This window comes from Rhizobium mongolense USDA 1844, assembly GCF_000419765.1.
In the GTDB taxonomy this organism is placed as follows: Bacteria; Pseudomonadota; Alphaproteobacteria; order Rhizobiales; family Rhizobiaceae; genus Rhizobium; species Rhizobium mongolense.
This window is the reverse complement of sequence record NZ_ATTQ01000057.1, coordinates 1-12636: the sequence shown is the minus strand read 5'-3', so window position 1 is coordinate 12636 and position 12636 is coordinate 1. Positions and strand designations below refer to the sequence as shown.

14 protein-coding genes and 4 pseudogenes are annotated in these 12636 nt (G+C 59.8%); 2 read left to right on the top strand and 16 right to left on the bottom strand.

Going from position 1 to position 12636, the window contains the following annotated elements; translation table 11 throughout:
- Window positions 1–198: IS3 family transposase (locus tag A3C3_RS0136270; protein WP_022719369.1), on the bottom strand; the 198-nt coding region annotated here is incomplete at its 3' end.
- 65 nt (window positions 199–263) lie between these two features.
- Window positions 264–485, bottom strand: a pseudogene (locus tag A3C3_RS0136265) (SIS domain-containing protein); the annotation flags it as partial.
- A gap of 133 nt (window positions 486–618) precedes the next feature.
- Here A3C3_RS0136265 and A3C3_RS0136260 point away from each other — a divergent pair.
- Entirely contained in the window at window positions 619–1041 is a 423-nt protein-coding gene (locus A3C3_RS0136260) for a site-specific integrase (RefSeq protein ID WP_084797154.1), read from the top strand.
- 1403 nt (window positions 1042–2444) lie between these two features.
- On the opposite strand, the gene A3C3_RS42335 is transcribed toward A3C3_RS0136260, so the two are convergent.
- On the bottom strand, window positions 2445–3098 hold the full coding sequence (locus tag A3C3_RS42335; protein WP_084797153.1) for an MlrC C-terminal domain-containing protein: 654 nt from the start codon (window positions 3096–3098) through the stop codon (window positions 2445–2447).
- 148 nt (window positions 3099–3246) lie between these two features.
- On the opposite strand from A3C3_RS42335, the pseudogene A3C3_RS42330 reads away from it, so the two are divergent.
- Window positions 3247–3739: pseudogene (locus tag A3C3_RS42330) on the top strand (ATP-binding protein); the annotation flags it as partial.
- On the opposite strand, the gene A3C3_RS48070 reads toward A3C3_RS42330, so the two are convergent.
- The 13 genes and pseudogenes from A3C3_RS48070 to A3C3_RS40720 all read right to left on the bottom strand — a co-directional run.
- Window positions 3663–3935, bottom strand: coding sequence for an aspartate 1-decarboxylase (locus A3C3_RS48070; protein ID WP_246719174.1), 273 nt, complete (start codon window positions 3933–3935; stop codon window positions 3663–3665). The pseudogene A3C3_RS42330 and the gene A3C3_RS48070 sit on opposite strands and share 77 nt — an antisense overlap.
- Complete coding sequence (locus A3C3_RS48065) at window positions 3898–4080, bottom strand: aspartate 1-decarboxylase (RefSeq protein WP_022719365.1); 183 nt, start codon at window positions 4078–4080, stop codon at window positions 3898–3900. The genes A3C3_RS48070 and A3C3_RS48065 overlap by 38 nt, the downstream gene beginning before the upstream one ends.
- A gap of 29 nt (window positions 4081–4109) precedes the next feature.
- The gene (locus A3C3_RS48905; RefSeq protein WP_022719364.1) at window positions 4110–4307 is read right to left on the bottom strand and encodes a 3-oxoacyl-[acyl-carrier-protein] synthase III C-terminal domain-containing protein; all 198 of its coding nucleotides are present in this window, start codon (window positions 4305–4307) and stop codon (window positions 4110–4112) included.
- 172 nt (window positions 4308–4479) lie between these two features.
- A pseudogene (gene bioD, locus A3C3_RS47755) lies at window positions 4480–4776 on the bottom strand (ATP-dependent dethiobiotin synthetase BioD); the annotation flags it as partial.
- Window positions 4777–4839: 63 nt separating this feature from the next.
- Window positions 4840–5040: pseudogene (locus A3C3_RS48900) on the bottom strand (aminotransferase class I/II-fold pyridoxal phosphate-dependent enzyme); the annotation flags it as partial.
- A gap of 53 nt (window positions 5041–5093) precedes the next feature.
- Window positions 5094–5456: an aminotransferase class I/II-fold pyridoxal phosphate-dependent enzyme gene (locus A3C3_RS48895; protein WP_167521887.1), complete on the bottom strand. Its 363-nt coding sequence runs from the start codon at window positions 5454–5456 to the stop codon at window positions 5094–5096.
- Window positions 5453–6370, bottom strand: coding sequence for a biotin synthase BioB (bioB, locus tag A3C3_RS40730; RefSeq protein ID WP_411741247.1), 918 nt, complete (start codon window positions 6368–6370; stop codon window positions 5453–5455). Before bioB ends, A3C3_RS48895 begins: the two co-directional genes overlap by 4 nt.
- Window positions 6371–6653: 283 nt before the next feature.
- Window positions 6654–7514: an urea carboxylase-associated family protein gene (locus A3C3_RS0136215; protein WP_022719360.1), complete on the bottom strand. Its 861-nt coding sequence runs from the start codon at window positions 7512–7514 to the stop codon at window positions 6654–6656.
- A 52-nt stretch (window positions 7515–7566) separates the two neighbouring features.
- Window positions 7567–9276 (bottom strand): acetyl/propionyl/methylcrotonyl-CoA carboxylase subunit alpha, encoded by a 1710-nt coding sequence (locus A3C3_RS0136210; RefSeq protein WP_022719359.1) that lies wholly within the window; start codon window positions 9274–9276, stop codon window positions 7567–7569.
- Window positions 9273–10544, bottom strand: a complete 1272-nt coding sequence (locus tag A3C3_RS0136205; protein ID WP_022719358.1) for a 5-oxoprolinase subunit B/C family protein — start codon at window positions 10542–10544, stop codon at window positions 9273–9275. Before A3C3_RS0136205 ends, A3C3_RS0136210 begins: the two co-directional genes overlap by 4 nt.
- Window positions 10537–11301 carry a LamB/YcsF family protein gene (locus tag A3C3_RS0136200; RefSeq protein WP_022719357.1) on the bottom strand — a complete coding sequence of 255 codons (765 nt, stop codon included), beginning with the start codon at window positions 11299–11301 and terminating at the stop codon, window positions 10537–10539. The genes A3C3_RS0136205 and A3C3_RS0136200 overlap by 8 nt, the downstream gene beginning before the upstream one ends.
- Before the next feature lie 73 nt (window positions 11302–11374).
- A complete protein-coding gene (locus A3C3_RS42935) occupies window positions 11375–11818 on the bottom strand; it encodes an acyl-CoA thioesterase (protein WP_022719356.1) in 444 nt (147 codons plus the stop codon).
- Window positions 11815–12636, bottom strand: an 822-nt coding sequence (locus tag A3C3_RS40720) for a 3-hydroxyacyl-CoA dehydrogenase NAD-binding domain-containing protein (protein ID WP_022719355.1), incomplete at its 5' end; no start/stop codon positions are given. The genes A3C3_RS40720 and A3C3_RS42935, both read right to left, overlap by 4 nt.

Here is a 12636-nt window from a genome sequence, read left to right as displayed (position 1 = left end):
CAGCCTGCTATTCTCGTCCTCCAGCGTCTTCAGCCGCTTGGCTTCAGACACCTCCATGCCGCCGAATTTGGCTTTCCACTTATAGATGCTGGCATCGCTGACGCCGTGCTTGCGGCAAAGCTCCGAGACTGGCGTGCCCGCCTCGTGCTCCTTCAGAATGCCGATAATCTGTTCGTCTGTGAAACGGCTGCGCTTCATTCCCTGGTCCTCTCAATGGGCCAGAGCTTACTTCAAAATGGATTATTTCAACGGGGCAAGGTCATTAGCACTGCAAGGCCTGCAACGATGGAGTTGACATAGGACTTGGTGGCGGCTACCGCATTTTCCGGCCCAGCCAGAATGTCCAAAGAGTGGTTGCAGGCATCAGCAAGCGGCGAGGGCAGGGTATTCGTCAGTGCAATCGAAGCGGCGCCGGCGCGCGTTGCTGCGTCAGCCAACGCGACGATGTCGGGACTTTTACCCGACTGCGAGATCGCAATAGCAGCGCCGCGGCTATGTGTTTCCGATTTCTTCCGAATAAGTCATGATCGTCACGACCAAGGGGTACAAGCGGTTTCATTGGGTGTGGCCGTTCCTTGAAACCGGGGTGCGAAGTACGGGCGACGACACAACCCTGGGATCGAGGAGATCGATCGTATCTATGCCTTCACTGACGTCGAGAAGCACGGCATCCGAAACGTTCTCATCATGAACTGGGCTTTGCGGACGGGTGCACGAGTAAGCGAAATCCTTTCGATCAGGCTCCGAGATCTTCCGTGGGATCCACAGCAGCAGACCGAGATGATCGAGAAGGACCAATGGCTTATCAAGCTAAAGAAGCGAAAAAACCATCTGGAAGGCGGCATTTTGTATGCGCCGGCGGATCTTATCTGGGACACGTGCAATTATATCGAAAAGCAGCGACAGGAGATTGTTGCAGCGCGCGGCGAAAAGGCGGGAGACGCCATCTTTCCGTCGCAGCGGGGCACTCCTATTGTCGCTGATAGCATGACCAGGATATGCAACAAGCTTTTCCTGGCCGCTCAGGTCAAACATCCATAGGCTCCGGGGCGCGCTGACGACCTTTCCTGGCTTGCGTGGCACGAGATATCCGTCGTGCCGGGCACACGCTTCCCACTGAGCGAAGGGGTCGAAGCTCACCGCTAGCCGATGCTGTCCGACCGCACGGGCGTTCGGCTCCCCTTACAATGAAAGGAAGTATCATGCCGTCGCCGACAAGCTCGGTACCGACGTAGACGCCATGCGCCGCCCGACTGGCACGTCAGTCAGGCAAGGTGATCGTCCCAACTCTACATCGCCTGCGGCATCTCCGGCGCGGTCCTGCGCATGGCCGCAGGACTCCATTCTAATCGCCGCTATCAAGAAGGAATGAGGAGGTGCCGATTAGCGATTTTGCCGACCCGGGGCCTTGTAGCCGAGCTCGACGTGCTGCTGGGGCTTCATAGGGCGCTCTGACTCCTACGAGAGAACGGACGTTAGATAATCTGGGCGAGATAACCTTGGCGACAATTGGTAACAAGGATCTCCTCCCACCCTCAAACCGACGCCTTTGACCGCAGTTACGTGGTGTATCCGCAGCGTGGATGGGTCCCATACAAACAATCCATTTTGCGGATCCCGCCGAATGTCGTACGCCGCGGCTTGGTCGTGTTGCCTGTGGGCAGCGCATGAACCGCTTCAAGAAGCGGAGAAAGGTTAGGACATAGAGAATACCGCGTACCTGTTGGACCCGGAAACGGCGATCTTTCGAGCTGTTGAGCTTCCCGGCGCCATCCGCTTTAAGCCGATCTGTGATTTGCTCGGTTGCAGGCTGGCGCAGATGGTCCGCTTCGACGAGTCGCATCGGCTATTTTTAGATGGAGAAGGACTGCGGGATGGGTTAACAGCCTTCACGATCTTTGACGGCTTCCCACATCCCCTAGGGGGCAAAATCGTTCTTGTCCGAGGTGACGGAAGGGAGTCTTATTGCTCCCCATCGATAAAGATTAGGGACGCTGCCGCACATTTCCAATGCTGCCGACCCGTAGTCGACCCGGTCTTTCTCGCGCCTGATGACGTGGCGCCGAAGGGCCTTATAGCTGCGGGCGCATTGGCGGATTTGAAAGTACGCATCGAGAGCCGTCCCCCTATGCCGGTGGACGGAAGGGCGTGAGAATCGCAATTCCGGAAAATAACACTCTCGGCATCATTCCAGGAATCTTCGCCCCGAAGTGATCATGCAACCATCAGGCGAAGGCCGTGACCCGTGGGCCGAGGGGTGGCTGACGCCGAGCGCTTCTGCCAACACCACGTGTCGCCTCGGACCTTGGAACGACCGCATCAACGAAAAGGGGAAGTGTCATCTTGGTCAAGCACTATGCGTCTGACCTCGGCCAGACGGCTCGCTGCAACTTCGTATAGGCGATCTGCGCGAAGTCTGGGGCGACCGATCCCGAGGCTGCAACCTATTGAATTTCCGCGGCAATCGGTTCGAAGTTGTTATAGAAGTGCTGAGCTGATTTCACCACAATGCCTCTCTTGCCGGAAATGGAACAGCCGATATCGGTGAAGAGCTCTGGGGAGAACACCTGTTCGCGGATAGTTGAGACAATGATGTGGACCCCTTCGAACTCGACGTAGGCACTGGGACCAAGAGGCGATTGTGAGCCACTGAGGCCTGGTTGCTTGTGCTCGGGGCAGAGCCCCCGAACGGTGGCGACAACATTGACGGGTTTCCCAGAATGCCGCCCCACCTTGCCGCCGATGCGTAGGGTAAGAGTAGCCCCGATGCCGGCGCCGAAGCACATCTGGACTGCAACGGGATCCCAGAAGCAGCCCAGAGCAATGTCTTGAAGGCCCAGGTCCAAAACTCGCTGCAGAATCGCGGTGTTGTCGGAGGCTGCTCCACCACCTGCATTGTCGGCAACGGCGGCGAGTACGACAGGAGCCTTTGCGGTGTTGGCCTGAACTCGTGCGAGCGCCTCGTCAACAGTCAGGTATGGTGTGCGGGCTTCCTCGCGCAGGGCCCAAAATTCTGCACCGAGTTGGCTTGTGAGCGCATCCGCTTGCGCTTGATTAGTGTCGGCAATCACGAGCACCTTCGCGCCGACGTCGGCCACGTCACCCCGTGGAAGCCATGAATTAGGGAAACCGAAGCGACAGTCTTCTTACTTTCAAGTGCGCGCATGCGCTCCACAAACGAACGGACGGGTTCGCGTGTAGTCGGCCACAAGCCGATTAACCTACAATCATGCACGGCCTTTACGGCGAGCCCGCGCGGCGAAGCTGCGCCACGACGCCCAGATAGAGAATACCGACTTCCGTGCCGCCCGCGGTCCTCGATCGCAATCTCTTCCTGAAGCTCGCCGGTTGCGACTGGATCAGGCAGCGCCACAGCCTGCTGTTGATCGGCCCCGCCGGCGTCGGCAAGAGCTGGCTTGCCCGCGCGCTCGGACACAAGGCCTACCGCGAAGACTTCTCCGTCGCCTATCATCGCCTCCCGAGGCTGTTCGCCACCCTTGCGTTGGCGCGCGGCGACGGCCGGTATCCGAAGGTCCTCAAGGCGCTGGCCAGAACCGACCTGCTCATCCTCGACGACTGGGGCCCGGAAAAGCTCAACGACGAGCAGAGGCGCGATCTCCTGGAAATCATCGAGGACCGTTACGAGAAGCGATCCACCATCGTCACCAGCCAAGTGCCCGTCGACCACTGGTACGACATGATCGGCAATCCGACCATCGCTGACAGGCTATCCGGTCGATGATTTCGTTTTCGGGGCCGAACACCAGGACCCGCGGCTGGCGTCCAATAATGTCCTCGATCTCACCAAAGAAGCTGGAGGCTACGATGACTTCATCGCCCGACTGGCAGGTGCGGGCTGCGGCCCCATTCAGGATGCAGCATCGAAAACCCGCATCCCTATAGAATACGTAGGTGCTGATCCGCACGCCCGACATCTTGTTCCCAGATCTCGACGTACTCCAGCGGCTTGATTCCGACCTCGCGGCAAAAGTCCGCGTCGATTGTGATCGAGCCATGATAGTCGAGCTTGGCATCGGTCACCCGCAAACCATGCAGTTTTGCGCCTACATATTTCTCCACCGATCTTACCCCCAATTTGGTGAGGTTTTTCATTCATGCGCAGAGCAGGACAGCCCAGCCCCCGCAGCTGTGAGCAACAGCTTTTCGTCGGGCGAAAAGCGCCTCTGTTCATTTGCGATGGAAAGAGACAGCGGAATGGTCGCAGCGGACGAGTTGCCGAACGTCGATATGGTCCTGACTATCTTTTCGCGGTCGATATTGAGATTGCAGCAGACGGCGTCGAACATGCGTGCATTGGCCTGGTGCGGAACGAAACGATCGACATCTCTTGCCCAAACACTGCTTGCTCAAGCGCCTGCTGCGACGTCCGGGTCATCAGCGCGACGGCTTGACCGAACTTACTGCTGAAACGCTCGGTCAGGCATTCCGCGACAATTTCGAGATCGCGTCCTTCATGGAGGTGTGATTGATCGTGCCGAGCGAGGTCCTGGCGCACAGGATCACTGGAATCCGCCAACGGGCAAAGACATCGGCGAAAACCAGATCATCGGAAAGCGGCACAAGCAGCCCGCCGGCCCCTTCAATGATCAATGGGCGATCGGTCACCGGCGGCACGAGGTTCTCCGGGTCAATCGCGATACCGTCGAGACGGGCCGAGAAATGTGGCGAAGCAGGTGTGGCAAGCCGATAAACTTGAGGCAAAACCCGATCGCGCTGCACGCCGCCCATCCGTACGACCGTCTCACTGTCGGTCTCATGCAGGACCAGTACATTGCCGCGGTTTTCCAGTTCCGAGGCGAGGCCGGGACCGCCGGGGCCGAAGACGCCGGTGGCATGCGCTTCATCGATGACGAGGAAACCTTCATGCCGGTCGGCGACGTCCGCAAGGGCGAGGACCGGCGCCCGATCTCCGTCCATCGAGTAAAGGCTCTCGACGGCGATCCAAGGGCGGCCCTTGCCACCCGCGTGTTGCCACCTGCGGATCGCCTGATCGAAGGCGTCGAAGTCATTGTGCTGCACGCCAACCGCCTGCGCCTTGCTCGCCGCTATGCCGTCTTGGACGCTGGCGTGAATCAAGCATCATGGACGATCAGGTCGGCGCGCTGCGGCAGGGACGAGAACAGCGCGACATTCGCTGCAAATCCGCTGCCAAAATAGAGCGCCTTTTCGACACGAAAGAAGGCCGCCGCCTCCGCTTCGAGCGCCTCGTGTTCGGCATGATTGCCACGCAGCAGCCGTGACCCGCCGGCGCCGGCCGGTACGCCTTCCTCGATCGCAGCTGATATCGCTGCTTTCAGACATGGTGCACCGGCAAGTCCGAGATAGTCGTTCGACGTGAAATCTATGCCATGCCTCGGGGCAAGAGTTCGAAGCCGCGACTTCCGCTCGAGACCGACAAGCATCGCCTCATAGGGAGCAAGTGCCGACAAACTCAACGCGTCGGCTCCGACTGCATCGGCTTCAGCCCCAACCTGCAGAACAGAGCGGCATCGTGATCCTCGCCGGGATTATCAACCGTCAGGAGTGTATCACCAACGAAGATGGAATTGGCTCCAGCAAAGAAACAGAGCGCCTGCATCTCGTCGCTCATGTCGGTGCGGCCGGCGGAGAGACGTACATGCGAACTCGGCATCAGGATGCGCGCAAGCGCAATGGTGCGCACGAAGTCGATCGGGTCGACGGGTTCAGCATCGCCGAGCTTGGAGCCGGGGATCGAGATCAGAATGTTGATCGGCACACTTTCGGGCGGGGCCGGCAGATTGGCGAGCGTCACCAGCATCGAAATGCGGTCTTCAAACGTCTCGCCCATGCCGAGAATGCCGCCGGCGCAAACCTTGATGCCAGCGTCACGGACATACCCAAGCGTTTCCAGCCGGTCCTCGAAAGTGCGGGTGGTGATGATCTCGGAGTAATAGCGCTCGGAGGTATCGATGTTGTGATTGTAGTAATCGAGGCCGGCGTCGGCGAGCTTTCCGGACTGTTCCGGCGTCAGCATGCCTGCCGTCATGCAGGTCTCCATTCCGAGCGCCTTAGCGCCTTGAACCATGGCGACCAGCGCATCCATGTCGCGTTCCTTGGGATTGCGCCAGGCGGCCCCCATAGAATAGCGCGTCGCCCCGCCTTCTTTCGCCTTGCGCGCTTCCGCAATAACCCGCTCGACTTCCATCAGCTTCGAGGCCTTCAGGCCCGTCGGATAATGGGCGGATTGACTGCAATAGCCACAATCTTTCCGCACAGCCATCGGTCTTGATCGACAGCAGCGGCTCATCTGGATGGCATTGGGGTCGAAATGCGCGCGATGGACCTGCTGAGCGCGGAAGAGAAGGTCGTTGAATGGCAAGTGATAGATAACTTTAGCAGCTTCCCAAATCGAAGGCGCCGCTCATGGCGCCGACACTGACTTGCGTGCTATGCTCCATTCGTCAGCTGTTCGTCACCGCCGGCCTCCTCTCCGTGTGGTAGCTGTATCTTAGCTTTCGTCAATGAATGCTGCGGCGCAGCATTTGCAACTATCCTTTCGACGAACTGAACGCGCCGCAACAACCTCAGAGAGGCACGCAATAAGAAGGTCAGGCACGCCCATCGCCGATCAATGCGCCGCAGACCGCAGCGCGAAGGCGTGCCGCTTGCCTTTATAAGCCGTGGCTTCGGTCATAGCCGTTTTCCGGCGGTGCCTGCCAACCTTGAGGCAATCCTTTAGGCTTGTAGATCTCAACAGCCAGGCGGAAGCAGGCCGCCGTATCGGAGGAATGCTCAGACGAGCAATCACCACCAGGGCACGCTGACATGCAGCCGAGCAGATCGATCTCGGCAAAGAACTCGAGGTAATCGCCGCGACGGACCGGGCTCGCCTTCATGAAGTACTGTCCGGTGTCGCGGGTGAACCCCGTGCACATGAAGAGGTTGAGGACGTCATGAACATGCGGTTCGGCCTCTTGCAGAGAAAGCCCTGTTTTCTTTGCCAGAGCCCGCGTCAGGTTGGAGTGGCAGCAGTGGTGATACTGGCCGCCATGGCTAAGGAGATTGTGCGTGTATGGATCGCAGCGCGTGCCGATAACATCATGAACAGAGCCGCCGAACTCGTCGAACCCGTACCAATCGAGCGTGTCGTGGGTGATGGTGGCGATCGGGCGCATGTAAGGGAAGTTCGAGAACAGCTGATCGCCGAGGCCCACATGCGTGCCGTTGAGAGCCCGGGTCTTGCCGCTGTAGAAGCGCTCGTTGAGATTATGCAGATTGAACAGGTTGAGGTCGCCGACTTGCGGACCCTCGGGGCATACCACGCGGCAGAAGTGTCCGGTCGGAACTTCCCAGGTGGCGGCATCGCGCGGCGGAATGAACACCGTCTCGACCAGTTCCAGGTTGTCCCGAAGGGCTCGATAGGCTGACAGATCAGGACGAGGCAACGTGTCTGTGGGATAGCAGATAACCGGTTTGATTGACTTGCGTGCCGCAGCATCCGTCGGCGCCTGAGTGATCGGGCTTGGCTTCACAACTTTCTCCGTCTTGTCTGTCTCGCCGCTAAGCGGCGGCTGTCTTTCTTTGTCAGTCGATCGTCGCCAACTCGGCGCCGAGTGAAACCGTCGTTCCGGGCTCACTAGTGATCTTGATGCGGCCGGCCTTTGGAGCATGCACACGCGTCTCCATCTTCATGGCCTCAATCAGCGCCACCGCTTCGCCATCTGCGACCTCGGCGCCATCCTCGACCAGCCATTTCTGTAGTGTGCCGGGGATCGGCGCGCTGACCCCATTTGGATTGGCAGGGCTAGCGGCTCCAGATTTCGACTGCGGGGCGGCCATTCCGGTGAAGAGGGCTCCCGGCAGACCGATGGCATGACGCTTTCCATCGATCTCGATGAAGCTGCGAATGAACCCACCCTCTACGGGATCGACACGTGGTGCCGGCTCGATGCCGCGGAAGGCAGTCTCGATCCAGTTCGTGTAAACCTTGAAGCCGTCTTCGCCGGTGAAGTCCCGTTCCTGAAGCACCGCTCGATGGAAAGGCAGTACCGAAGCGACGCCTTCGATCTGGAACTCGGCCAGCGCGCGGCGAGCACGGATCAGTGCCTCTTCCCGTCTTGCGCCGGTGACGATCAGCTTGGCCATCATGGAATCGTAGAGGCCGGGGATCTCCGAACCTGTTTCCACGCCGGCATCCAGCCGAACTCCGGGACCGGCCGGCGCCCGAAAGCGCTTGACCAGTCCCGGCGTCGGGAGGAACCCACGACCTGGATCTTCAGCATTGATCCGGAACTCAAAGGCATGTCCGCGTGGCACGGGGGTCTTGATCACAGAAAGCGGCAGACCATCTGCGATGCGCAACTGCTCGATGACGATATCGACCCCAGTTGTCTCCTCGGTCACGGGATGCTCGACCTGAAGGCGCGTGTTGACCTCAAGGAAAGAGATGACGCCGTTGTTGGAAAGCAGGAACTCGACTGTGCCAGCACCCGTGTAACCGGCCTCGACGCAGATCGCGCGCGCCGCATCATGAATACAAGCGCGCTGATCCTCGGTGATGAATGGAGCAGGCGCTTCCTCGACAAGCTTCTGGTTACGCCGCTGCAGCGAGCAATCCCGCGTGCCGAGAACGACGGTGTTGCCATGGCTGTCGGCGATTACCTGCGCTTCGATGTGGCGCGGTTTGTCGAGGAACTGCTCGGCATAGCACTCGCCGCGGCCGAACGCTTCTTTCGCCTCGCGCACAGCGGAGTCAAACAGTTCTCCGACCTCCTCGAGCTTCCACGCGACCTTCATGCCGCGCCCGCCGCCGCCAAAGGCGGCCTTGATCGCAAGCGGCATCCCGACCTGCTTTGCAAAAGCGATGGCCTCGGCAGCCGAGTTGAGTGGCCCGTCCGACCCTTTGACGAGGGGTGCGCCCACCTTGGCCGCGATCCGGCGTGCCTCGACCTTGTCTCCAAGCGCCGTAATCACATCAGGGGCTGGTCCGACCCAGATCAGACCGGCATCGATCACAGCTTGTGCAAACTCTGAGCGCTCGGACAAGAAGCCATAGCCCGGATGCACGGCATCGGCGCCTGACTTGCGGGCGATATCGAGGATCTTTTCGATGTTCAGATAAGTATCAGCGGGTCGGCCTGGGCCGAGGCCATAGGCTTCATCGGCGAGTTCGACATGGAGCGAGTTGGCATCCGCGTCGGAATAGATGGCAACTGAGGCAATCCCATAGTCGCGGGCGGCGCGGGCAATGCGGATGGCGATTTCGCCGCGGTTGGCGATTAGGAGTTTCTTCATGGGGCTGTGTCCCTGAGGAGCGGGTCGAAGGGGGCAAAGGCATTGAAGCGGATCGTCGCGCCGATCGGAATCTGGCCTGCTAGATCGAGATAATGAGCGGCGCCCACGCCGATCACCGGATAGCCCCCGGTCAGCGGGTGGTCTGCCAGGAACAGGACCGGCTGACCGCTATGGGGGATCTGGATGGCGCCGAGTGGCGTTCCTTCAGATGCCAGCTCCGATGAATCGGTTCTTTCCAGAGGCTCCGCGCCGGCAAGGCGCACACCGACTCGGCTCGATTCCGCGGTAACTTGCCATTCCTGTGCAAGCAGTGTGGTTAGCCCCTTATCCGTGAACCAGTCCGTGCGGGGCCCGATCACCGCCAGGGTCACCGGCCGGTCTGCCTTGATGGCGAAGCCGCCATAGGCAATCTCGATGACTGCTGAGCCGCACGGATTGCCGACGCCGAGATTGGCCTCGATCAGGCTTCGGCGATCAAGTGCTCCGGACTCGGATACGCCTTGGCCCGCCTGACCGGCTCGGCCAAAATCCTGGAAGAGCGCAGGGCGGTCGGCGCGGGTGACGAGGAGTCCTTCGGCCTTGCTCGATGCTGGAGTGCTCGCCTCCGAAGCAGCCGGCATTCCCGAAACGGTCACACTCGCTCCCTTAGCCATGTCGCAGAAGCGGACGCGATCACCCGGCGCAAGCAGGGCTGCACGCGAACGGCTCGTGTCCCACATCTTGAGTGGTGTTCGACCCAGAAGCTGCCAGCCGCCGGGGCTGTCGGTCGGATAGATGCCGCCGAACTTGCCGCCGAGCGCGACGGAGCCGGCGGGAATGCGCACCCGCGGGCTCTTGCGCCGGGGCACGTCGAAGGCCGGATCATCCGAGGTCATGTAGGCAAAGCCAGGTGCGAAGCCGGTGAAGGCAACGGTATAGGTCGCCTCGGTGTGGCGGCGGATCAGTTCTTCGACTGACCAGCCAAGCAGTTCTGCAACATCGTTCAGATCCTCCCCGTCATAGGTGAGGGGGATCTCGAAGGTCTCTCCATGCCGGCTGGATTTTGTGGACAGATCGATGCATGCGATGGCGTCAACCAGAGCAAGCCGATTGGTGACGTTTGCATCGAAACGCACCAGCAGTGTGCGAGCTGCCGGAACGAGCTCGACGACACCGTCCGGTCGATCATCCTGAAAGGCATCGAGCAGCGCCAGTGTTGTCTCGAGGTCATCAAGTTCTACGAGGAGCGCATCGCTGCCGGCGGGAAGAAACCGAAGCCGCTCAGCCATGGGTGAAGCTCTTCAGCTCGACGCCCTCCTGGACGAGCGCGTCGCGGACCGATCGAGCGATCGAAACGCCCGTTGGCGTATCGCCGTGGACGCAAATCGATTGCGCCTCGAGTTCGATTTCCGTGCCGTCTATGGCCGTGAAGCGCCCCTCTTTGACGAGACGCAGCATTCGGCTTGCGACTTGTTCCGGATCATGAATGACAGAACCCGGCAGGCGGCGGCTGACCAGGCTGCCGTCAGCATTGTACGCCCGGTCGGCGAAGGCTGGGCAGACGACCGTCAGCCCTGCGGACCGCGCCTGTTGGACGATTGGGGCGCCTGAAAGGGCCATCAGCGCAAGCGCGGGATCGACCGCCTTGATGGCGGCGATGACATCATCTGCCTGATGCGCGTCTTGGGCTATTGCATTATAGAGCGCGCCATGCGGTTTCACATATCGCACGGTTGTCCCGGCAGCCCTTGCAAGCCCCTGCAGCGCCCCGATCTGATAGATCGTGTCGCCGATCAGTTCTTGGCTCGATGGATCCATGTTGCGCCGGCCGAAGCCGACGAGATCGCGATAGCCGACATGCGCCCCAACCGAGACGCCAAGCCGCGCGGCTTCATGAAGGACCGCCAGGATGCCTGCCGGATCTCCTGCATGAAAACCGCAGGCGATATTGGCACTGGTTACAATCGGCAGCATCGACACATCGTCTCCCATCGGCCAGGGACCGAAACTTTCGCCCAAGTCACTGTTGAGATCGATGCAGGTCACCTGCTCCTCCATTAACAAATGGCCATGCCAATTCATCTAGGCGACGGACTGGCTTCGCTAGCTATCCAGCCCATTAGCTCTGCTTACGCGCTATGCTCAGTGTGTAGGTGGCATCCGGCGGCGGCGAACCCCACGACTCGAAGTACTGAACGATGGCTTCCGTGAAAGTCGCCACTTTTCGGATCTCCGGGTCGAAACACAGATTGAGTGTCTCCACGCTGCACATCAGCTCACCGTCGCTTTTGATATGGTGAAAGAGCTGAAATCGCTTGTTGTCAAAGGCCAGCAAGGCGGAATTGACCTCGACCGGCATTCCCAGGCGCAACTCTCGAACATAGCGGACGTGGGTTTCCGTCATGACAAATTCGAGGCTGCCGGCCTGTTTGCCTCTCGCATTCTTCCAGATGTCGAGGGAGGCAAGATCCGCTACCCGCTGGTACTGCAGAAAATTGACGTGATCGAGCTCGTCGATCCAATCGCGATCGACTGTTCCGGTCCAGGTTACAACCCAAGTCATTGAGCGCCAACACCCGGACGCTGGCGAATGCGATCGAGAAGGACTCTAATCTTGGCGACGCCTTCGTCACGGAGTGCGATCAGGTCGTCCTGACCATTTGCGCCGATTCCACGGCAGACCTCGTCGGCATAGGCATTCATAAGAGCCTTATCCGGTGTGAATGTCGCTGGTGCCGTGTAGCCGCTCTCCATCTCATGGGCGAGTAGATCGACGAATTCCTGATAAAGGGAAGGATCGCGAGCGCCGAGATAAAAGACGGACGACGGGCCCATTACCGCCCAGCGGATGGCCGGACCGGCCACGATCGCTCTATCAATTGCTTCAAGATCGGCTACACCTTGCGAAAGCAGGTAGAGAATTTCGCGGAACACGGCAAACTGAATCCTGTTGCCGATGTAGCCGTCAATCTCGCGCTTCAGTTCAACCACTTCGCAGCCGGTCTTCTGATAAAATTGCGTTGCTGTGGCGATCGCTTGCGCGGCCACATCTCCACCGGCCACTTCCACCAGCGGGACCAGATAGGGAGGATTGAAGGGATGGCCGATGATGATCCGCTCCCCATGTCGCGCCTCTCGCCTCAAATCCGTCGCGAGAAAACCTGACGAACTCGACGCGATGACTGCATCCACTGGTGTAAGGGCATCTATCTGCGCGATAAGTCCGGTCTTTGCATTTACATCCTCAGTCGCGCTCTCTTGAACAAATTGGCTACCTTCAAGCGCTTCTTCGAGATCAGTGGTGAACCTGATTCGGGCAGGTGATGCACCCGGCGCAAGGCCAAGTTCCTGTAGCGACGGCATCGCCCGTTCGAGCGACTC

Coding starts and splice junctions, on each gene's coding strand:
- A3C3_RS48070 (WP_246719174.1), bottom strand. CDS start 3,935: ATGTCGGGCGTGCGGATCAGCACCTACGTATTCTATAGGGATGCGGGT.
- A3C3_RS48905 (WP_022719364.1), bottom strand. CDS start 4,307: ATGTTCGACGCCGTCTGCTGCAATCTCAATATCGACCGCGAAAAGATA.
- A3C3_RS0136210 (WP_022719359.1), bottom strand. CDS start 9,276: ATGAAGAAACTCCTAATCGCCAACCGCGGCGAAATCGCCATCCGCATT.
- A3C3_RS0136205 (WP_022719358.1), bottom strand. CDS start 10,544: ATGGCTGAGCGGCTTCGGTTTCTTCCCGCCGGCAGCGATGCGCTCCTC.
- A3C3_RS42935 (WP_022719356.1), bottom strand. CDS start 11,818: ATGACTTGGGTTGTAACCTGGACCGGAACAGTCGATCGCGATTGGATC.